Here is a 23081-nt window from a genome sequence, read left to right as displayed (position 1 = left end):
ATATCTCCGTCTAGAGGATGAGATGGATTTCAGGTCAGAGTCTGAGTACAGGTAAACCCCGGGGTTGTATAATTAAGGTAATTGAGAAGGGGGACGGGATGGATATGAAATGGCATAAGTACATCACGCGCTGGGCGGATTCTAGAGGGTTAGGTGGACGGGAAATTGATTATCAATGGCCGTCTCCATCATTTCCGGTGGTAAGTATTCGCAGCAATTTGGGTCGATACTCAGGTCAGGGGTATGGTTACGGAAGCAAGCCACAAGTGAAGACGGCTGTTGGTTTAATTGCTATTGGAGATGTAGCTATAGGCTTGATATCCATAGGTGCAATAAGCGTCGGTGTACTATCCGTAGGTGCTATATCACTGGGGATGTGGTTAGCGCTCGGAGCGATAGCACTTAGTTGGCTTGGCTTTGCCGCGGGAGCAATTGCGATTGCAGGAGTGGCTGTGGGAGCGATCGCGATAGCCGAAAAAGCATTGGGAGCGATAGCCATAGGCGATACGGCGTTTGGGGCGATAGCTATTGGACAATGGGCATATGGTGTAATCGCTGTTGGAGAGCATGGTTTCGGGTTAATTCCGATCACGGGTGATATGTGGAATTGGTTTCGGCGTTTGTTTGGGCTAGGAGATTAAGCCGCTAAGCAGTTCTAAAGTATCATTCATAGTCTGGGATAGTTAATAAAAAATATCTATCAGAACAGAAAAACTAATTGCAATTACCTATTCGGATTTCATACCAATTAATCATGCGATCAGATGTAGCGTTATGTTACTCTTTGTAATGTATTCGAAACTTCATAGGCAAACCTATGGAAATGTAGGGACGCAAAGCTATAGGGACTAAGGTTATTATAACTATTGTCAGCCAGCTGCCAAAGAGTGTATTACGCTTTTTGTTAAAATATAAGTGAGTATAAGTTATACACCTATACTTAATGTCTTATATTTCTCGCTTAAACGCGTATCGTCCTTAGAAGGGCGCCGAGGCGTTTATGCTTGTTAAAGTTTAATAAAAATTAAGTCTTAATTTTTATGGACTTTATACGCAATCAAGCTACTCTTTTGGGGTAGTTTTTTTTGTGCCCATTTTTGGGTACAGAAGAGATTCATATTACATCTGGGGGTAGAAAAGATGAAAAAAATGATTGCAATCGCTACATCAGCAGCCATGATAGCCAGTTTTTCGAGCGAGGCAGGTTATGCTTTAGCAAGTGATGTAAGTAAGGTAAGTGTAGTGAACAGCGTAGTACAAAGCAAAGCTGAGCTATTAAGCAGTGCGTCAGTTATTCCGTTTGATCTGTATGGAAAGGCTATCCTAAGCGCTTATAACGATGTTTTTAAAATGAATCCTGCAAATATTAAATCCATCACGAATAACGGTGGCAACTACTCAGGTTCACCAATAGCTAAGGCTATTGATGGCGATATGAGTACGCATTGGGAAACAGGCAAACCGAATAGCTCAACGTTTACGAATGAGGTTGTCTTTGTTTTTAATGAGTCCACGGAATTAAATAGAATCGTATACGCTGCAAGACAATCCGGTGCAAAGGGTAAGGGGTTTGCTCAGGAATTTGATATTTATGGCTCAACTACGGATGCAGGCGATTTTACACTAATATCCTCTGGAGAATATAAAGGCGGAGCAGGTGACGTAGTAGAGATTCAGTTTGCACCTACAGCCTTCAAGAGACTTAAATTTGTCTTCAAAAAAGCTAACCAAGATTGGGCGAGTGCAGCAGAGTTTTCTTTTTACAAAGAAGATGCCATATCGGCAAAGATGAAAAACTTATTTACAGATGATACCTTGAGTCAAGTTAGTGCAGCATTTAATACGGTAGAGAAGTTAACCGCTTTAGAACAAGAAGTGCAGTTACATCCACTGTACACGCAGTTTCAAGCAGATATAGAGAATGCAAAGGTGCTTCTGGAAAACCATCAAGTAGAGGAAACGGCAGCTAAGGTTTCGAAGTTAAAGGGGTATGGCACAGCATATGAAAATGCCTATAGCGAAGCTTACAGAATGCCAAACTCAAACGTATCAAAAGTAACGGTGAATGGTGGAAGCTACCCAGGTACGAAACCGGAATACATGCTCGATGATCTGCCTAATACACATTGGGAAACGAACAAAAATAATGACGACAGCTTCACGAATGAAGTCGTGTTTGAATTAGCACAGGCCAAAGTATTAGACAGAGTGGCTTTCCTGGCTAGAGATAATCGCAAAGGGTTCCCAGAAGCTTTTGAAATCTATGCATCAGAGACGAGTAAGGGAGAGACCTTTCAGCTCGTATCTAGCGGAACCGCGACTAGTACGAACGACTTTCTGGAGTTTAAATTCGAGCCTACGAAGTTTAAAAGATTGAAATTCAAGTTCACAAAAGCCAATATTAACAGACCTTTTGCGGCTGAATTTAGATTTTATACAGAGGATAAAGTAAGCGAAGCTGTGAATGGTATTTTCACAGATGGAACGATGAGTGCGGTTGTTCCTGCTTATAATAGCGCCAATGCAATCAATGAATTAGAAGAAGCGGCAAAAGTACATCCGCTCTATCCAATCCTTAAAGACTCATTGGATTTGGCTAAGAAGCTAGTAAATGGTGAAGTTCAAACCGAAGGCACCATTATTGAGGCTGAACAGCGTGGAGATATGAAAAAGCATGCACAGCAAAACCTGAGAATTGGTTTCGGTACGAACAACCAACCTACGGGACTCGTTGCAATGCCTGGAGATACGATCAATGTTTATGTAGACGCAGCTTCTACTGATAAATTGCCTGCAATAGTATTTTCGCAACAAGAGGCTGCTTGGAATGTTTGGGCTAGAAGCGTGCAATTACGTCCTGGTAAAAACACTATAACCGTTCCTGAGTTCGCGACGAATAGTTATTATGCACATGATGTGACTAAGGGCGGTACAGTATATATCGTCAATCCATATACAGCTGAGCAACAAGGAAAAGCACCTTTGATCCGGTTCGAGGGGCTTACGAAGATCCCTATGATGACAAAGACCACAGATCCAGAACAATTCAAAGCCTTCCTAACCACCTACAAACAAAAAATAGATGAAGATAAGGCAGCACATCCGAATGTTCAAGATCGCAAACTTATTGATGTAGTAGAAATGGTCAGCGATCATGTTATTTTTACAGGAACGGCTACAGAAGCGTATAACAAGTTTATTACACAAGAAAACAATCCACTGAATACCGTAACCGGCTATGATACTTGGATGAAGACGATCTTTGACTTCTATGGCTTGGATGGCAGTAGCGAGATTCATGATGCCAAGCTAATTCGTGAAAATATTCGATTGATGCAGCCTTATGGTGCAATGTATGCCGCGGGAGATCATACTGGGATACAAATTGGGACCGTAGCGACGATTTTGGGTGATTTTAACAAAGTCTATCCAGGTTGGGGATTGAATCATGAAATTGGGCATCGCTTGGCTATGGGTGAACGGGAATATGGTGAAGTAACTAATAATATGGTGTCTATGTTGATGTCAGTCTATGCGGATTCTATGGATACTCGTATTCCTTTTGAGAGTGATATTTATAAATATGTCCTCGAAGAAAATAAAGTGGTTATGAATCAGCAGGGCTTATTTGCACAGCTCGGTGCCTACTGGCAGTTGGAATTGGCGCACCCGGGTTACTGGACCGAACTGACCAAGCTGTACCGCGAGCGAAAGGTATCCCTTCCTAACGGTGACAATTCCAAGCAACAGTATTTAGTAGAGTTCTCCTCCGAAGTGCTGGGACTGGATTTAAGCAGCTATTTTGCCAGACATGGCTTCACTGTGAATCCAGAAACGAAAGAGAAGCTGGCTAAATATCCAGCACCGAAAAAGCTATGGTATTTAAATAACTCAGTGGTTCATTATGAGGGCACAGGAATAGCAGATAAGAATGTTGCCATAAAGGTTAATATCACACCTAACGCTACAGCTAAATCGAACACATTAAGCTTTAGTATGAATAAGGATCTGAAGAAAGATTTCTTAGGTTATGAGGTGTATCGAAATGATGTGTTGGTTGGTTTTACTGGGACTGACCAGTTCGTGGACACGAACGTAGATAGCAGCATCAATTATACGTACAAGATTGTTGGTTATGATAAGAAGCTGAACGCATTGAAACCAGTGCAGGTTAAAGCCTTCAAGCCAGCCCTGTCTGTTGAAGATCAAATTACATTAAAGCTTAATCAAGCCTTTGACCCGATGAACTATGTAAAAGCGGCTAACTATCAAGGCAACGATATTACTGCTGATGTTACCCTGAAATCAAATACCGTTGATGTAACACAAAAAGGTGACTACGAAGTTGTATATGAAGTGAAGAACGAAGGGGTTACAGAAACTAAAACTACACAGGTTACGGTAACGAGTGACTATGCTTATATCTCAGACCTTAATGCCAAATCAGTCGTTGTTGGTTGGGGTGAATTAAAGAAAGATAAAGCCGTTTCTGGTGGAATCATCACCCTTGTTCGACAAGGGCTAGCTGCGACTTATGCCAAAGGAATTGGTGTTCATGCCAACTCTGAAGTTGTTTATGATATTGAGGGCAAAGGATATGACTTCTTTGAAAGCTACATCGGGATCGATCAAGCGATGAAAGGAAAGCCATCTTCTGCAACCTTTGAAGTGTATGTAGATGGAGAGAAGAAATTCGCGAGCGATGTTTTCCGGGCAGGAACGGAGCATGGATATGTGAGAATACCAGTAACAGGCGCGCGCGAAGTGAAGCTGGTTACCACAGATGCTACAGACGGTAATGCTTCAGATCACACGGTATGGGCGGATGCAAAGTTTACGAATACTTCAAGCAAACCGATTATCACAGTGCCGGAAGAGACAACTTTCGTGAAGTTGAACAGTGAATTTGATGCTTTGACCGATGTGACTGCCTTTGATACGGAAGATGGTAACTTGATTGGAGCGGTTGAAGTAAAACCGAACGGGTTTACTTCAAGCAAAACAGGCACCTACAACGTCGAACTGTCAGTTACAGATCGGGATGGGAATACAGCTGTAAAGACTAGAACAATTGTTGTGTACAGCGCTAATAAATACCTGAGTGATATAGCTTGGCAGTCGGCAAGAACGGATTATAATGTAGTTCGTAAGGATAAGGCAAGTACTAACAACCCGATTAAGCTACTTGTAAATGGTGTAACCAAAGAGTTTGCGAAGGGCTTAGGAACGCATGCTAACTCTGAAATCGTGTATAATCTGGTGGGTGCTAATTTCGAATATTTTGAAACGTATGTAGGGGTTGATCGAAATATCCCAGAGCAAAGCAACTCTAGTGTGATCTTCAAAATCTTCGCTGATGGGGTAGAAGTGTATAATAGCGGACTGATGAAATTTGGCTCGGAAGCTAAATTAGCTCGAATCCCTGTAAAGGGTGTAAATGAATTGAAATTGGTGTTAGATAATGCAGGTAACGGAAATGCTTCAGATCACGGCGATTTCGCGGATGCGAAGTTTATGATTCTGAATAGTACGCCTGAGCTTACCATAGCTAAATCTGTATCCACTAAAGTAGGACAGGAAATAGCAGTAAGTGCAGATTATTCGGCAACGGATTCAGAAGATGGTGACTTGACGGCTCAAGTAAAGGTTACGGGTGAAGATCAAGTTAAATGGGGCAGAGCTGGAAAGTATCCGATCACTTACACAGTAACCGATAGTGATGGAAATACGACTACCAAGACTAGAACAATAGCCGTAGTAGACATGACGGACTTTACGTATCTGACGGATTATGATTGGAATTCTACTCAGAACAGCTATACTGCACCTTTGAAGGATAAATCAATTAGTGCCAATGCACTGAGATTAACAGGCGAGGGCAATCAAATAGTGTCCTACGAAAGAGGGATTGGAGCGCACTCTAACTCGACGATTGTATACGATCTAAGCGATAAGAACGCGGACTACTTCACTTCCTATGTGGGTGTAGATCGACAAATGTACGGTTCTGTCGGTTCGGTGAGCTTTGAAGTATTTGTGGATGGAGAGAAGAGATTCGATAGTGGTGTCATGGGCTCCAGAGATCCACAGAAATTCATCGAGTTGGATATTAACGGAGCCAAGGAGCTGAAATTAGTCGTTACGGACGGCGGAAATGGAAACGGATCTGACCATGCCACATGGGGGGGAACCAAACTACATTTCGCGAATGGAGATCACCTGTTCACTGGAGATCTGGAACAAGCGATTGCAGCGGCTAAAGCAATCTCTCTAGATGGCTTCACGGCTGAGAGTATAGCGGTATTTACGGCCAGCCTCACGGGTGCAGAAGCGGCTTTGGCTAATTCTGCTGTCACACAAAGTGAAGTAGATGCAGCAGTAGCGGCGTTACAACTAGCAATAGAAGGTCTGACCGAATTAGACCTTACGCAAGTCATTACTATTGCAGATCCTTATCTAAGTACTTCGATCAAGACCACATTAGGCGTATCTGGAGACCTAACGCTAGGTGACATGTATAACCTTACGACGTTAACCAGCGAAACCAGAAGAGCCAGATCTTTGAAAGGTCTACAGTATGCTAAGAATCTTGAGACGCTAGATATCACTGGAAATGAAATCACTGATTTCTCCCCGCTACAAGGACTAACTAAACTTACGAGCTTATTGGCCGATCCTCAAATGGTAGAGGTAGGACAATTAAAGGGACCTGTAGTTGAATTTATCAATCCGGTGAAAGGGATCGATGGCAGCAAAGTGATCCCTAGTTCGGCTGGTGTCAGAAACACTGGAACATTTAAAGAAATCATGTTTGATGTGAATGAATGGGCAGCTAATCCGGATGTGTTCACTATAGACCTATCGAACGAGGAGAAGGGAACTTACATGTTGGGGTTAACTTACCAAGTTGCAGGTAATCTTGTGCAATTGATTTCTTTTATTGATAACAAATAAATCCCATAGGCAAAAGAAAACAGGCGAATTGTGGTGTGTTCAACCATGATTCGCCTGTTTTTTATTGAGATATAAAAATGTATAAGTTTCACGCTATAGCTTCTGCTCTGCTGTGTGGCAAAAGTGGGGTGGGCAAGATTTGGAAACCCCTTTTAAATCCTTATATTATAAAATTATCCATTTTGTAATATGACAGAAGTGATGACAACGCTCACTATAACCGAACATGTCTTTTAATTATAATGAATCCGATGGTCCAACTCTTCCAGCCCATTCAATCAAATATACTAGAGGTGATGCAGATGTTAGGAATCGGATTGACCATCGTTGTTATAATCGGGGCTTATTTAATGGCTGCGTATACTCGATTGTTAAGCATGCGTAATCGTGTGAGAGAATCTTTTGCTACCATAGAAGGTTATTTACAAAATCGGGTTGAGGCATTAACAGAAGTTGCGAAGATGGTAATTTCTTATGCTAAACATGAACACGAAACATTGGCGCTTGTACATAGAATGCGTGCTGGTTTAAGTGATGATCATCTTCCGGTTGAGAAGCTGATTAGATATGTGGAAATGGAAAAGTATATTCATTCGATCAATGTTCAGGCAGACTATTATCCAGAGCTTAAGGATAGCGATCCGTTTATCAAATTGCAACAAAGGATCTATATCTTAGAGGAAAACTTATCTGCCAGCAGACGTATCTATAACGAAAATGTGACAAGCTATAACACGATGATAAGTTCGTTTCCTGCGTTTTTACTTGCAGTGACTATTGGATTTAAGCCGGAAATTTTGCTCAATATGGAAGGGGCCAAACGAGCAGACGCTAATTGGACGGTATCCTAAGTAGATTTGATACGGAGAATTAAGAATGTCATGAGGTTTAGAGGGAGGCGTATCTATGAAAATCGTTATTGTAGATGATCATCCTTTAGTTAGAAGAGGGCTGGCATCTGTCATTTCAATGCAGCCAGATGTGCAATTTGCTGGTGAAGCTACAAATGGTCAAGAAGCATTTGATGTGATTGAAGCGACAAAGCCAGATATTGTTCTCATTGATCTTAAGCTTGTTGATGAATCGGGATTGGATGTCATCAAGACAGCACGTGCCCGCGGCATTGTTAGTAAGTTCATTCTGTTGACTTCCTCTGCGAGCAGAGAGGATTTTTTGAGGGCTGAAGAAGTACTGGTAGATGGATATGTCCTAAAAGAGGCATTGCCGGAGGAATTACTCTTTGCTATCCAGTTGGTGCATAAAGGGCGAAAGTATTACGATCCTGGCTTAATGGAAGAAAAGATGCGTATTAGCGGCAGCAGTCCGACGGATGAATTGACACCGAAAGAGAAGGAAGTACTGATTGAACTTGGACAAGGTGCTTGCAACAGAACGATTGCTACACATCTTTTTATCAGTGAATTTACAGTAAAGAAGCATGTCAGCCAGATTTTAGCGAAGCTACAGGTTAATGACCGGACACAGGCAGCACTGTATGCAAACGCGATAGGGCTGACGAAATATGAAATGTCTTATGAGTAGAAATATAACCATAGTCTTAAATACGAGGAGGTGTCCCAGCAGCCAGATCATAGCTCTTGGGACACCTCCTAAAGTTCTAGGAGGTTATATCAAACAACTAATGGTAGAACTAAATATAACATAGAGTAGTACGGCGAGATCAGATGATATAATGAGTATAAATACTTTGCGATATTGTGTATTCTGTCTACCTAATTGTAACTAGGGAGTGCTGTTCATGTTTGAGTTTCCAGGATACCAAACGTTAGATCTGATAGAGACTATCTCAGATATCAGGCTGTACAGACTCCAACGTCAAGAAGATGGCCATAGGGTTATCGCCAAGACAACTACAGGTGAGTATCCAGGATCTGCTATGGTCGATGCTTTTCGTTATGAGTATGACATGCTTAAGCGACTTAGCGGTCGTGGAGCAATCGAGGCGTATAGTCTGGAGATCACGCCGGATCGACCAGTCCTTCTCTTACAAGATATAGAGGGGCGTATGCTGGATCAGATACTACGTACACCTGAATCACTGGAGCTTCCAGTGCTGCTTCGGATCGCTATCGGTGTTGCTGATTGCCTTATGCAAATTCATCGTGAGAAAATAACACTAAATGAACTAACCCCCGCTCATCTAATCGTCAATCCTGTTACTTTTGAAGTGAAATTTATCGATATACGAATGTGCTCCACGGAAAGTGACACCAGTCCATTATCACCCTTAAGCGGGCGACCGGATGCCTTGCTTCCTTATATATCGCCAGAACAAACGGGTCGAACTGGGTTGAACCCGGACTATCGATCTGACTTTTATTCGCTTGGAGTCCTTATGTATGAGTGTCTCTCAGGCAGCCGCCCCTTTGAGCTTCATGATGTTGTTGATATTGTATATCGTCATCTTGCAGATACACCTGAGCCTTTACATCGCAGGGTTTCCACTATCCCTCTAACTGTCTCTGACATTGTTGGTAAATGCATGGAGAAAATGCCTGATGCGAGATATGCCAGTGCTTTTGGAATCAAGTCAGATCTTGAGGAATGTCTATCCCACCTACAACAATTCGGGTACCTCGAGCCCTTCCTGTTAGGAAGCTGGGATATTCCGGAACGCTGGATGGTACCAGAACGATTCTACGGGAGACATTTTGAGAAACTAAGCTTACGAGAAGCACTGAAACGAGCATCACAAGGTGCTGTAAAGACGGTCTGGCTTAGTGGTGAGAGTGGTATCGGTAAAACAACCTTTTTAAAAGAAACGCTTAGAAATTCGATTTCTTCGGATGGTTTTTTCGCCAGAGGCAAATTCGAATCACTACATACCTCACTCCCTTATGGCATCTGGCATCAAGTGATAGAAGAATTGGTCAGTCAACTGCTGATGGAAACGAAGCTGCAGGTGGAGGTTTGGAAGCTGCGTATTTTACAAGCTGTAGATGGTTACGGGCAACTGCTGATCGAACTTGTCCCTAAGCTTGAGCTTTTGATTGGCCCGCAACCTTCCGTGCCTCCGTTGCCGCCGCTGGAAGCTCAGCATCGATTTCAATTAATCATGAGCCGATTTATTCAACTCTTTCCTCATGAGGATCATCCTTTGATCTTGATATTGGACAATATGCAATGGGCCGATGAAACATCGCTGCAATATCTCACTTCACTTATAGAGGACACGGCCACGAGTCATCTGCTAATCGTTCTTTCTTATCGTGATCGGGAAATTACGAGGCTGCACCCACTCAGTAGTCTGGAAAAGCACTTGATAGACCGCAACGTAGTGATGAGTAAAATTTCTCTACAGGCGCTTGAACTCACCGATATAAAACAACTGCTATTGGATGTTATGCGTTACGAGGCTGCTGACTTGGAGGAGCTAGCGCGGGTACTTCTGCATAAGACAGATGGGAATCCATTATTTATTAAGCAATTCCTTCAGGATTTGATTGATGATCAGCGAGTGGTATTTGACGAGGATATTCGAAGCTGGAAATGGGACCTCCAGCGTATTACTGAATTGAATGTTCCCGATAATGCAGCAGCCTATCTTTCAAGTAAATTACAGCAATTTCCCGATCAGACGGTACATGCACTTAGTAGAGCCGCTTTACTGGGCAGCCTGTTCGATGTGGGAATGCTTGCCGAAATTATGGAGATTCCGATAGAGATATTGACTGAAGCATTGGCAGTTGCGGTAAATGGACGCTTGCTACAACCTGTTAACGGAGAGGCACATACGCATTTTAAATTCCAACACAACCGTATTCATCGGGCGGCTTATGCGCTTGTTCCCGAAGAGGAGCGCCCAGAGCTGCATTGGAGGATTGGGATGTTATTGCTAGACCGCAGCTCTCTTAATGAAGGAACAGTCCTATTTGAAGCTGTCCATCATTTGAATCAGGCGATTGTGTGGATAGATCGCCCGGAGCAGAGGCTTCAACTGGTAGAACTGAACTTAAGGGCAGGGATAAGTGCAAAGCAAACCACCGCACATGAGACAGCCTTACAATATATGCTTCAGGCGACAGCGATGTTAGAGGAGCAGAGCTGGGAGGAGCATTATGGACTAACCTTCCGGGTATTTCGGGAGAGGGCCGAGCTTGAATACTTATGTTCACATTTTGATAAGGCGAATGAATTATTTCATCTGTTAATCCATAAAGCTGCGACAAATACAGATAAGGCTTACATCTACGCGATGAAGGTTCAATTGGAAGCAAGTAATGATAACCATGAAGAAGTTATCTCCTTAGGTCGACATACATTATCGTTATTGAAAGTGAGCCATCAATTTGATCCTAGCTATGTTCAATTGACGCTTCAATGGTTAAGATTGCGTCGCAGACTACAGAAGGTCTCACTCGAATCGCTGAACCTCTTACCGCCGATGACGGACGAGGCTCGTAGAGTCGCAATGTCCACTTTAGAACATACGAGCAATGCCTGTTTCTATGTCAACCGGGATGGGTGGCTCGCTTCTTCCTTCACCATGATTGAATTGACACTCGATTATGGGATGACTCCGCAGGCTTCCATTGGATTCATAGGCTATGCAATGTTTCAATACTATTACTTCCGGAATGATGAAGAAACATTTAAATGGGCCATGTTGGCGTGCAGCTTATCAGAACCCTATCCGAAAGTGCATATGACAACCTTAGCTGCGTTCGCTATGTGCTACGATAGCTGGCGGCATTATGATCCAGCTATGCTCCGTACGTTTACCGAGAAAGCAGGAAAAGTGGGACTGGAATCAGGTGACTTATGGAAGGGTAACCAAAGTGTGTTAATCAACTGTGCCTCCCTCTTACAATTTGGACATCCGTTAGACGATATCTATGATCGATTAATTGCGCATTCCGGAGATTTGTTGCGCCATAACAACAGTCTTCATTGTAAGCAGGCTATCATAGCTGTAGCTACTCTAGTTCGATTGACAGGTTATCGCTCTGTAGATGATCCATTTAACATTGCAGAGATTAGCGAACCTGATTTTGCACAGTCGGTTCATGGAGATACCTTTAATTTTATACAAGAAATGGTCTGGATATATCAATATTTAACAGGTTATATATTTGGGGATTACCGCGAAGCTAGTGAGGCATTAGCGAAATCAGCTGCCATTATAAAATCACGTGAAGATGGTTTAGACAGTCCCATGCAGATCATGTATGAATGTTTAGTCTGGGCTCAGTTGTATGAGGAATATAACGCTGAAGAGCAACGTATATATCGGGCAAAAATGCGCAGTTGCCTGAAGAAAATGAAAAAGCTTGCTAAGCGTTGCCCGGTAAATTATGAGCATAAATATCTGTTGATGAAGGCTGAGCTGATTCGCCTATCGCGAGATCCACGACAAGCTGAAGCCTTGTATGAGCAATCTATTGAGGTTGCTCGTATCAACGGCCATATTCACGATTTAGCTATGGCGGCGGAGTGCTACGGCAAGTATGGACTTCGTCATGGCAAATTGCATCTAGCAAGAATCTATATGACTGAAGCCTACGAGGCTTATCTGCAATGGGGCGCAAAGGCTAAAGCGGCTGACCTTGAGCAGCAGCACAGCAATCTGCTGCATATTAAACGTGAGCCCGGACTCGACCGGGTCGATTCCCTTTCTGTGGTGATGTCTGCACAAGCTTTGTCGGGTGAGATGGAAATGAGCCGATTATTGGGTACGCTGATGCGGATTATGCTCCACAATGCTGGAGCCGAATATGGGGCGGTTATTTTTGATCATGAAGGAAGATGGATGGTTGAGGCCCACGGGACATCGGAAGCCCTGCATATCGAATCCGTTCCTCTCGGGGAAGAGTCAGATCTTGTTCCGGCAGCGATTATAGCCTACGCGGCAAGAACACAGGAGCAGGTTGTATTACATGATGCGCTCAGTGAGGGAATATTTGCACGTAACGCTTACGTTAGGAAGAATAGACTGAAATCGGTTCTTTGTCTTCCTATCATGAATCAGAATAAATTAGTGTGCTTGCTCTATTTGGAGAATAACCTATCACCAGGTGTATTTACACCGAGTAGGCTTGACGTGCTCAAGCTGCTTGGCTCTCAATGTGCCATCTCTATTGCCAATGCCAAGCTATATTCGGGGATTCAATATCTTAAGAAAAATTTAGAGGATCAAGTGACAGAAAGAACCCGTGACCTGGAGCGTTCGATGCGTGAGACGTCCGCAGCTTTGGCTGAAGCCACAGTCTATGAGGAACGAAATCGTATCGCTCAGGAGATTCATGACATTGTTGGGCATACACTCACATCAACGATTCTTCAAATTGAGGCTGGAAAGCGTCTGCTCCAGAAGAAAGATATAGATAGCGGCGTTCAGCGACTGGTTGAGGCACAGGATCTTGTCCGTCATAGCTTGAATGAAATCCGCGGATCTGTCCATATGCTGAAGGAGGACAAGTATTCCGATCTAACGGTCATGTTGAAGCAACTGATCCGTGATACAGAGCGTAATGCAGGCGTTGTCATTCATGCCATTATTTATGATCTGCCGGACGCCATGTCAACAGCCTATAAAAAGGCCATTTATCATGCTTTGCAGGAGGGCCTAACGAATGGAATCAGACATGGTAAGAGTACAGAGTTCCATTTTAGTCTGGAATCTGTCGGAGCGAATTTACAGTTTAGGCTCAAAGATCGTGGGTCAGGAGATAGTCAAATAGTGATGGGTTTTGGACTAAGGACGATGAAAGAACGGGTTGAGCAACTGGGAGGCAGCTTATCCATCGATTCAGAAATGAATGAGGGCTGTCTACTGGAGATTGATCTGCCCATGCGAAGGGTTGGGAATAGAAAATGAATAAGATAAAGATTGTAATTGCCGATGATCAATTGTTGACGCGTGAAGGACTCCGCACCATTCTGGATCTGGAGGATGATATGGAGGTAGTCGGTGCTGCCAAGAACGGGGAAGAGGCCTGTGAGATGGTGGAAGTATTCCAGCCCGACCTGGTACTGCTTGATGTTCAAATGCCAATTATGAACGGGATCAGTGCATTAAAACGAATCAAGCAGATTCGTCCGGATATATTCATTCTGATTTTGACCACTTTTATAGAGACCGATTATATTGTTGAGGGCATGGCATTCGGAGCAAGCGGCTATATGCTGAAGGATATGGATGCAGACAAAATGATTGCCTCGATCCGTGATACGATATCAGGGCAATTTATTCTGCCAGCCCCGGTAGCGGCCAAATTGGCGACGAGGATGAATAGATTGACGGAAGAGTATGAACACCGGCAAAGATCCAATGTGGGTGGTATGAGTCTGACAGAACGAGAAGAGGAGCTGGCGCAGCTCATTATCCGGGGACTCAATAACCGCGAAATTGCCGATACACTGCATATCGCGGAGGGAACAGCGCGTAATTATATTAGCAATCTTTATAGCAAATTAGAGGTGGTTGACCGGGCTCAGGCGATTGTGCGGCTTCAAGCTATGATGTATCCGTTGTAGATGCTAACGAATTACTGTAGGGGCCAAATAATCAAATAGCGGGAAATTTCTCAGTACTCCAAATGTAACAGTCAGGATCAACATCGCAGCCATAATTACATGGCTAAGAGGCTGGATACGCTTTTTCTCAGTGAACAAGTACAGCATATACAGAGGTGCTAGAACAAATAGCAACGGGTTAAATCTGAACGCTTGAACGAAGTCGAATCTCAACAACGATAGAATAACTCTTGTGATTCCACATCCCGGACAATAAAATCCAGTCCACTCATGAAATAAACAAGGTATACCCATATTGGTTAAGGGCATCCATACGGTGAAATATAGTAAGCCTAGGAGACTTAAGGACACACTCCAAAATAGTTTAGGGTGTGTCCTCTTATAATTAGTTAAATTAGACCAATTTATTAACATCTGATTGCACCAAAGCGTATGTGACAATACCAAAACTAAAGATTGTAAGGATCACATAAAGAGCTGAATTATCGGATACGAGTTGGCCACGTTGTCTTTGAGCTTCTGCAACATGTTTACCGATCTGATAGGCCCAAACAAGGCTCCATATCCCGCAAGTAATCAATGTCAGAAGGAAATGCTTTCCTCCTGTAAATGTGTAGTCTCCGCTTAGCTTCCCTACGTCATTGGTTAGAGCAATAAACCAAAATATTCCGTATATTCCACATGTAATTAATGACAATATAATGGAAAATGCGACACTTCTTTGACTAATCATTGTTCACTCTCCTATGTATTTACATGAAAATTTGACATTATTATCATAGTCAATTGCGAAAATATATACAAGATAATATTTAGTAGTCTATTGTATGCGGGAATTAGGAAGTGTAGAGCAAAATTACATTACTGTTTCGAAATAGTGGAATCCTTACTGGATATGAAATATACTTTTATAGGTTAGCCGTAAGACAGCTAGAATTTGAACTACGATTGGAGAAAATGAAACGATGTCTAATTTACCAAACTGCCCGAAATGTAATTCTGAGTACACTTATGAAGATGGAAGTCTACTAGTTTGCCCGGAATGTGCACATGAGTGGACATTAGAATCAGAGTCTGAGAATAGTGAAGATCAAAAGGTTATCAAAGATGCCAACGGCAATGTATTAAACGACGGTGACTCAGTAACTGTAATCAAAGACCTTAAGGTAAAAGGAAGCTCATCCGTTCTGAAGATTGGTACCAAAGTTAAAAACATCCGTTTAGTGGACGGAGATCATGATATTGATTGCAAAATTGACGGATTTGGAGCTATGAAATTAAAATCTGAATTTGTTAAAAAGATATAAAAAGAAAGAATCAGCTTACCTTCGATAGAAGTAGGCTGATTCTTTTTTTTGTGACAGTATTTGAACACGCGTCATCTTATGATCTCAACAATTTGGTTTCGTCCTGCATTTTTGGCTTGATATAAGGCTTTGTCCACAGATTCGAATAAATCATTTAGTTGATTGGTCGGGCTTTCTATATACTGCTCCGCAAAATTATTAATAGATAATAGCCCCATGCTTACAGTAATGGATACAGAATGAGCAACCTCATCCACATGTACTTTATTGGCCTCTATCATGAACTTAATATGCTCTGCCCAGCGGTTTGCTTGTGTATGGTTCGTATTTGGTAAATAAACGATAAACTCTTCTCCGCCATACCGTGCCAGGATATCCGTCTCCCTCAGCGATTGCTTAATGACCTCTACCGTACTGCAAATTACAACATCGCCGACTAAATGGCCGTAATTGTCATTCACCGTTTTGAAAAAGTCGATATCCAGTAGAATGATGGCAAAAGGCTGCTTCAATATCATGTTTTCTATGATCTCATGCTCTAAGTGCTGTGTTAAGTAATGACGGTTATAACAACCTGTTAAGCTGTCGGTTATGGCCATCTGCTTAAGTTTTTGGTTGGTCTGAGAAAGCTCATTTTGGATTTGAATTAATGCCAGATTGCGCTCTTGCAAGATCTCGTTCTGATGATTAGTCTCAGCAATGAGGCGATGCAGCTCGCTTCTATCCTGAAAGGTGAGAATCCGTCCAACCATGATCTCGCCTACGATAATTGGTGCCGCTGTAATATTGATGTATGCTTGGAGCGAGGTGTAGAATACTTCAACTTCGGTTCTCTCCATGGGCTGTTTAAGATATGTATGTTGAAACAATCGGAAAGCGCTGGCAGTCTGCTCCATAGGTGTTAGCGTCGATAAGTCGAAGGGATCACCAATCTGTAGGTTGATTTTTGGCAAAAGTGATCGATTAATCTCTACCACAGTTTCATTATCATCCAGTACAAGAATTCCTTGTGTGAGTGTGTCAATGATATCCTGATGGGCGATGGTTACGAGATCAAATATTTTATCACGATGAATGGCAATAACGAAAAAGATAGCAGAAATTAGTATTCCTAGTGAGGTCATCCCTGGAATAACCGGCTGAGATTTAAACAGCACCACATTAAGAAAGACATCCAGTAATACAAATACAGTCAACACTAGTACACCCTTGAGTACATGAGTAACCTGTTTTTTGATCCGCTGGGTGGCGTTTGATATAAGCGCTGAATAGATGATATACAGAGAAATAATAATGGTGGTGATTAAGAAGAGAATAAACAGCCAAAAAAGCGGTCCATAGGATCTTTCAACATATCCACCATGCATAGGCAGTACAAAGCTTTGCTTCGGATTGACGATCACGCCTATTAAGATCAATGCCGCGATAATGTATAGGATTAGCGTTTTCTTTTTTCGAAGGAGGTATGATTTCCCAGTGAGGAATATCGTAAAAAGAAGCCATCCAATCGTTAACAGGATCGAGTCAATAAAAGCGAGCTTTACATAAAACAATTGAACTTTGGGATCAGCTGTAGTTTTGAGAGCAAATTGACAGAAGGGCCATAGCATCATAGTAAAATGAAAAATCAAGTACACCTTATGTAAGTTAGTGATTGTTACGGAAATAAATATGTAGATGAATAGAGCGAACAGAACGAAGAATAATGATAGGTCAATCCATGTCATGACATTCAATTAGGTAACACCTTCTTATATAAAAAAATAGGTTCATCTTTATTGGCTTAAGCTTGAAATTTTCTCCCACTCGGTTAGCAGCTCTTTTACACTCTGTGCGGACTGTGGCTTACTGAACAAGTAACCTTGAATTTTATCGCAGCCTTGCTCTTGTAGATAATCGAGTTGTACGGTTTGCTCCACACCTTCTGCAATCACACACATATTCATGCGTTTACCAATCATAATAATTTGTTCAACGAGAACGGCTTGATGTGTCCCTGTTCGAATGGAATCAATAAAGGACTTGTCTATTTTCAAAGTAGAGATCGGCATATGTGTAAGATAACTTAAGGAGGAATACCCGGTACCAAAGTCGTCCAATGCAATTTTGATGTTGTGAGCTCTGAGTTCAGTCAGCTTACTGCTCACATATTCGTAGGATTCAACCAGAACACTCTCTGTAATCTCTAGCTCTAAGTATTCAGGCTCTAGCCCGGAAGCTTGCAAGGTGTCAAGAACTAGCTCATTGAAGTCGCTTTGCAGTAGCTGCAGCATTGAAATGTTAACAGACATCGTTAGATGTGATAATCCTTGTTCATGAAGGTTTTTCAAAAAGGTACAGGCTGTTCTGAGCACCCACGCTCCAAGAGGAATGATGAGATGGGAATCCTCTGCTATTTTGATAAACTTGTCTGGAGGTACCATGCCTAGTATAGGATTGTTCCAGCGCATAAGAGCCTCTAGTCCTGTCACCCTATTCTGAGTCAGATCAATCTGGGGTTGATAGAATACTTCCAGCTCATTGTTCTCTAAAGCACTGTATAACTGCTTCTCAATGTTCATTCGCTCAGTGAAGGTATCATTCAACGGTTGATCAAACACAATAATTTGGCCCTTGCCGGCGTCTTTAGCTTTATACATAGCGATGTCTGCGGATTTAAGGAGCTCCATAATATTACTGCCATGATCAGGGTGAGTACTGATTCCGATGCTTAGGCTAACATGCAACAGACTGTCGTCCATCTCAATCGCATCTTTAAAACCGGCAATAATGTGGGAGGCTACGCTAGTTATGCACTGACTGTTCTCGATAGAATATAAAAGAACGATAAATTCATCCCCAGCGAAACGATACACTTCACCACTGCTCCCAACCAGGGACACCAACCTCTCACTAACCTTAACAATTAGCCTATCGCCAAATTCATGGCCCATCGTATCATTAACATATTTGAAGTAATCAATGTCGATGAACATTAAGGCTGCAATGTTGTTCAGTTTCAAAATGCGAGGCCCATTCTCATAAAAAGCTAATTTATTAGGCAGGCCGGTTAATAGATCATGATACGCCAGGTAATGCATTCTTTCTTCATTCAGGGTTAGCTTCTCTTGATTCTCAATAAGCTGATCATATTGCTGTCTGAGTTCTTCTTCCGTAGCTGTGATTTCCTCATAGGCGGCTTCTAAATTTTCGTGGGCGCTCACCCTATCCCTATAGGCAAGATCCAGTTTCTTCTCAATCCTTTTAATCCGTTTCAGAGTACCTAGAATTAATGCATAGATAAGCAAAGCTGTTATGAGGACAAAGAACCAGCCTTTAATTATATTAATAAGTCTTATCCACTCCGGATCTCGCGTAAAAGCGGAAACGGCCTTATCTGTTATGGGGATCCATAAGCACCCTACAATAAAATATATTACGGCGATTTTTAAGGAGCCCCGAACAGGGTTGAAGGTTTGTTTCGTTATGGAATTTTTGTGTTTGTTTCTTTGAAGCATATGTCCCTCCTATATCAAGCATGAAAGCTACTTGTTTTAGATCATTTCAACATATTTCATCAAAATCCTCTATTTGTCAGTGATGTTCTGCAAATTTTAAGAATAGGTTTTTGGACAAGCTGGAGCTAGGCATTAATGCCTAGCTATACTTGACCGTAACTTGTGTTATAATCAAACAAACAACTCGAAGAGAAAATTATAGTTAAGGGGGATTTGTAAGTGGAAATAGGAATCAGTACGTTCGTAGAAACAACACCGGATGTTCAAACGGGTGAATTAATAAGTCATGCGGAGCGATTGCGCGAGGTAGTAGAGGAGATTGTTCTTGCGGATAAGGTGGGCTTAGATATATTTGGTGTGGGTGAGCATCATCGAAAAGATTATGCCGCATCTTCTCCAGCAGTTTTGCTGGCTGCGGCTGCCTCACAGACGACACGAATTCGGTTGACCAGTGCGGTAACCGTGCTGTCCTCTGCTGATCCAGTACGTGTATTTCAGGATTTCGCAACACTCGATGGAATCTCAAATGGACGAGCGGAAATCATGGCAGGCCGGGGTTCCTTTATCGAATCTTTCCCGCTCTTTGGATACGATTTAAATGACTACGATGAGTTATTCGATGAGAAGCTGGACCTGTTGTTAAAGTTAACGGCATCCGAAAAAGTAACCTGGAGTGGAAATCATCGTCCATCCATTAATAATCTGGGGATTTATCCGCGCCCCGTTCAGAATCCTCTGCCCGTATGGATTGGCAGTGGCGGCAATACAGAATCTGTGATTCGTGCTGGCCTGCTCGGGTTACCACTTGTGCTCGCGATTATCGGAGGCAGTCCGCTGCAGTTTGCTCCACTGGTGAAGCTCTATAAGAAAGCGGCAGCCCAAGCAGGACATGATGTATCGAAGCTCCCGGTTGCCTCACACTCACACGGCTTTATCGCAGAAGATAATCAGCTTGCTGCCGATATGTTCTTTCCTTCTACACAGGCCAGCATGAATGTGATTGGCCGGGAACGCGGCTGGGGTCATTATAGTCGGGCGAGCTATGATGCGGCTCGCAGATTCGAAGGCGCTTTATATGTGGGAGATCCAGATACTGTTGCTGAAAAAATCATTCACCTACGCAAACACGTAGGGATTACACGCTTTATGCTGCATGTACCGCTAGGTACGATGCCTCATAAGGATGTAATGAAAGCTATTGAGCTATTGGGTACTGAAGTAGCACCCATTGTTCGAGCTGAGATATCGAGATGGGAAGCAGAGGTTGAAGCAAAAGAGGATTGACCCCATTTAGATTAACTAGTATGATCTTACCAATTTATTGAAGCTGTTGTGAATTGGAGGGGGATACTGAAGTGACGGATCGAATCATAGCGGACAGACTTGAAGAATTAGGTATTGTCCTGCCAAGTGCTAGTGAACCGGCGGCAAAGTATGCTAACTACGTCATTGTTAATGGATTATGTTTTGTATCGGGCAAAGGACCAGCCGGAGATCCCAAAGGGAAGCTGGGCCAAGATTTCACTACCGAAGAAGGCTATCATTATGCACGTCAGACAGGGGTTGAGATTCTTGCCGTCCTTGAGTCAGCTTTAGGCTCCTTGGATAAAGTGAAGCGAGTGATCAAAATTCAAGGATTTGTGAATGCCGATCCCTTATTCGAAGAACATCATAAAGTACTCAATGGTTGTTCTGATTTAATGCTGGAGGTATTCGGAGACAAAGGCAGTCATGCACGTTCGGTATTGGGCGCTGTTTCTGTAAGAGATAATCTTCCGATCATCATTGATTCCATTTTTGAAGTGGATTAACAAGAGGGCTGTGGCACCGAAAGGTGACCGCAGTCCTCTTTTTTTACATGGTTTGAACTGTAGTTAGACGCCAACCCCAAAAATTGTAACAAAACTAATGATCCTAATTTTAGTAATAGTATATGAACGTATCAATCAACGAGGTGATGACATCATGAAGATTCATAAGAAAGCCACACTACTTGTACTACTCACATCTATACTCTATACAGCTCCAGCCCATGCGGCGGTAACGCCTCAGAATCAGGTTACGGGTGTTTTTCTGGACGATCGACAGCTTGAATTAGAGGTTCAGCCCTTGCTCATAAACGGTACAACGCTGGTTCCCATGCGCAAGCTGTTTGAAGAACAGGGAGCAACAATCTCATGGAACAACGATACCAAAACAGTGAAGGCCACTAAGGGAACGCTGGTACTGACTTATCAAATAGGAGATTTAACCGCGAACAAAAATGGACAAGCCTTAAGCTTAACCGTTCCGGGTCAGGTCGTCGGTGGTAATACGATGATGCCGCTGCGTTTTGTCAGCGAGGCTCTAGGTAGCACCGTGAAATGGGAGGCTAGTACTCGGACAGTCCGCATCTACTCAGCGATGAATTACGATACAACGATTCTTTATGGGGTTAACCTGCGCAGTTCGCCAAATTCATCGGACCAATCAGGTGTTCAGCAAATGTTGTCTGCAGGTGAGAAGGTACATGTGATTAGGGAAGTGGATGCTTTCTGGTTAGAAGTGCGAACGCAAGACAACAAGACGGGATACATATCTGCTAAACCCAAATATAGCAATTATACTAGTGAGTCGCTCGCTGAGAAACAGGGAAGCGCACTGCTTGCTTACGGCGAGAAGTATCTGGGAACCCCTTATGAATTTGGTGCAGCAACGAACCAGACTTCTACATTCGACTGCTCTTCTTTCGTAGGGCATTTATTTGAGGATGTATTGTCGGTGGATCTGCCGCGCACCTCCTATAATCAAGCCAAAGAAGGGAAGGAAGTTGGGATCAACGAGCTGCGTAAAGGAGATTTATTGTTCTTTAGTGCACGTGGTCTCGAGATTGGTCATGTTGCCATGTATGCGGGAAATAATCAGATATTGCATACGTATTCCAAAGAGAAAGGCGTTCATTATGAAGCCCTGAGTGAGAAGTGGAAGAAGCGTTTTGTGACGGCGCGTAGAATGTTTTAGATTAGGTAGCGGTTAGGCTATAATGATCACGATGAAGAAGCGTCCGAATATATTTGGGGGATGAAGCATAGTGACTAAAACAATCGTAGAAAAGCTGAACTTACAAAAATACAACCAAGTAGCGATATTGAATAAACCGGAGGGCTCTGATTATTTAGCTGAATTGTCCGATTATGATACTTCGCTAAATGAAGCATATGATCTTATATTTGCTTTTGTACTAGATATGTCGTCTTTACAAGAACTAGTGAACCGTGTGATAGAACATCAGCATCTTCATAAGAATGGCTATCTCTTTGTGGCATATCCTAAAAAGGGAAACAAAGTGTATCCGACCTTTATTCATCGTGACGACTTGCTAGAGGGTCTGGGCAGTGATGAGAACGGCTATATCGGGACCAGTAATATTAAATTTGCACGCATGGTTGGATTAGACGATGTCTTTACAGTTGTGGGGTTAAAAGAGGATGTTAAGGGTAAAGGTCAGCTTTCCAATACCCCAAGTCAATCTGTGGATGACTATATTTCTTTTATTCCAAATGTGGAAGAAGATCTGAAAGGTACACTGGAGCTTCTTACCATCTATCAATCGCTTACCCCGGGCTATCGTAAAGATTGGGCTCGATATGTCTATAGTGCCAAACAAGAGGCAACAAGAGCTAAGCGTAAAGAGGAAATGAAGATGATTCTACGGGCGGGTTATAAGAGCCGTGAGCTGTATCGACAAGCCAGTAGTACTGAATCTTAAATCGACCTTTCTTTATTAAAAAGATTATTTGCAGGCATAAAGACGGTTTTTGAACTCCTTTTCCGTCTTATGTTATGA

General features: G+C 42.7%; 15 protein-coding genes and 1 riboswitch. Of the genes, 11 read left to right on the top strand and 4 right to left on the bottom strand.

Going from position 1 to position 23081, the window contains the following annotated elements; genetic code table 11:
• Positions 1-104: 104 nt before the first annotated feature.
• From R50345_RS29155 to R50345_RS29130, 6 genes are all read left to right on the top strand, one after another.
• A complete protein-coding gene (locus R50345_RS29155; protein WP_042132569.1) occupies positions 105-641 on the top strand; it encodes a hypothetical protein in 537 nt (178 codons plus the stop codon).
• A gap of 157 nt (positions 642-798) precedes the next feature.
• A riboswitch (cyclic di-GMP riboswitch) is annotated at positions 799-885 on the top strand.
• A gap of 255 nt (positions 886-1140) precedes the next feature.
• Positions 1141-6954 (top strand): NPCBM/NEW2 domain-containing protein, encoded by a 5814-nt coding sequence (locus R50345_RS29150; protein ID WP_052414774.1) that lies wholly within the window; start codon positions 1141-1143, stop codon positions 6952-6954.
• A 302-nt stretch (positions 6955-7256) separates the two neighbouring features.
• Positions 7257-7805, top strand: coding sequence for a LemA family protein (locus R50345_RS29145; RefSeq protein WP_042131587.1), 549 nt, complete (start codon positions 7257-7259; stop codon positions 7803-7805).
• Between the two features lie 55 nt (positions 7806-7860).
• The gene (locus tag R50345_RS29140; protein ID WP_042131586.1) at positions 7861-8496 is read left to right on the top strand and encodes a response regulator; all 636 of its coding nucleotides are present in this window, start codon (positions 7861-7863) and stop codon (positions 8494-8496) included.
• Between the two features lie 217 nt (positions 8497-8713).
• Positions 8714-13792, top strand: a complete 5079-nt coding sequence (locus tag R50345_RS29135; protein ID WP_042131585.1) for an AAA family ATPase — start codon at positions 8714-8716, stop codon at positions 13790-13792.
• Positions 13789-14451 carry a response regulator gene (locus R50345_RS29130; protein ID WP_042131584.1) on the top strand — a complete coding sequence of 221 codons (663 nt, stop codon included), beginning with the start codon at positions 13789-13791 and terminating at the stop codon, positions 14449-14451. Before R50345_RS29135 ends, R50345_RS29130 begins: the two co-directional genes overlap by 4 nt.
• Positions 14452-14454: 3 nt before the next feature.
• On the opposite strand, the gene R50345_RS29125 is transcribed toward R50345_RS29130, so the two are convergent.
• Positions 14455-14745 carry a DUF2752 domain-containing protein gene (locus tag R50345_RS29125; protein WP_231574313.1) on the bottom strand — a complete coding sequence of 97 codons (291 nt, stop codon included), beginning with the start codon at positions 14743-14745 and terminating at the stop codon, positions 14455-14457.
• Between the two features lie 100 nt (positions 14746-14845).
• Positions 14846-15184, bottom strand: coding sequence for a DUF4234 domain-containing protein (locus R50345_RS29120; RefSeq protein WP_052414773.1), 339 nt, complete (start codon positions 15182-15184; stop codon positions 14846-14848).
• A 232-nt stretch (positions 15185-15416) separates the two neighbouring features.
• Here R50345_RS29120 and R50345_RS29115 point away from each other — a divergent pair, with 232 nt between their 5' ends.
• Positions 15417-15758 carry a zinc ribbon domain-containing protein YjdM gene (locus tag R50345_RS29115; RefSeq protein ID WP_042131582.1) on the top strand — a complete coding sequence of 114 codons (342 nt, stop codon included), beginning with the start codon at positions 15417-15419 and terminating at the stop codon, positions 15756-15758.
• Between the two features lie 71 nt (positions 15759-15829).
• Here the strand turns inward: R50345_RS29115 and R50345_RS29110 are convergent, their stop codons facing one another.
• Positions 15830-17485, bottom strand: coding sequence for a histidine kinase N-terminal 7TM domain-containing diguanylate cyclase (locus R50345_RS29110; RefSeq protein ID WP_081389953.1), 1656 nt, complete (start codon positions 17483-17485; stop codon positions 15830-15832).
• Positions 17486-17533: 48 nt separating this feature from the next.
• Positions 17534-18961, bottom strand: a complete 1428-nt coding sequence (locus R50345_RS29105) for a putative bifunctional diguanylate cyclase/phosphodiesterase (protein WP_197069725.1) — start codon at positions 18959-18961, stop codon at positions 17534-17536.
• Between the two features lie 513 nt (positions 18962-19474).
• Here R50345_RS29105 and R50345_RS29100 point away from each other — a divergent pair.
• From R50345_RS29100 to R50345_RS29085, 4 genes are all read left to right on the top strand, one after another.
• Positions 19475-20539, top strand: coding sequence for an LLM class flavin-dependent oxidoreductase (locus R50345_RS29100; protein ID WP_042131580.1), 1065 nt, complete (start codon positions 19475-19477; stop codon positions 20537-20539).
• 71 nt (positions 20540-20610) lie between these two features.
• A complete protein-coding gene (locus tag R50345_RS29095) occupies positions 20611-21066 on the top strand; it encodes a RidA family protein (RefSeq protein WP_231573978.1) in 456 nt (151 codons plus the stop codon).
• Positions 21067-21220: 154 nt separating this feature from the next.
• A complete protein-coding gene (locus tag R50345_RS29090; RefSeq protein WP_042131579.1) occupies positions 21221-22255 on the top strand; it encodes a C40 family peptidase in 1035 nt (344 codons plus the stop codon).
• Positions 22256-22322: 67 nt separating this feature from the next.
• The gene (locus R50345_RS29085) at positions 22323-23003 is read left to right on the top strand and encodes a YdeI/OmpD-associated family protein (RefSeq protein ID WP_231574312.1); all 681 of its coding nucleotides are present in this window, start codon (positions 22323-22325) and stop codon (positions 23001-23003) included.
• Positions 23004-23081: the final 78 nt, after the last annotated feature.

The sequence above is a fragment of the Paenibacillus sp. FSL R5-0345 genome (assembly GCF_000758585.1).
In the GTDB taxonomy this organism is placed as follows: Bacteria; Bacillota; Bacilli; order Paenibacillales; family Paenibacillaceae; genus Paenibacillus_AQ.
This window is presented reverse-complemented; position numbering and strand designations above follow the sequence as displayed.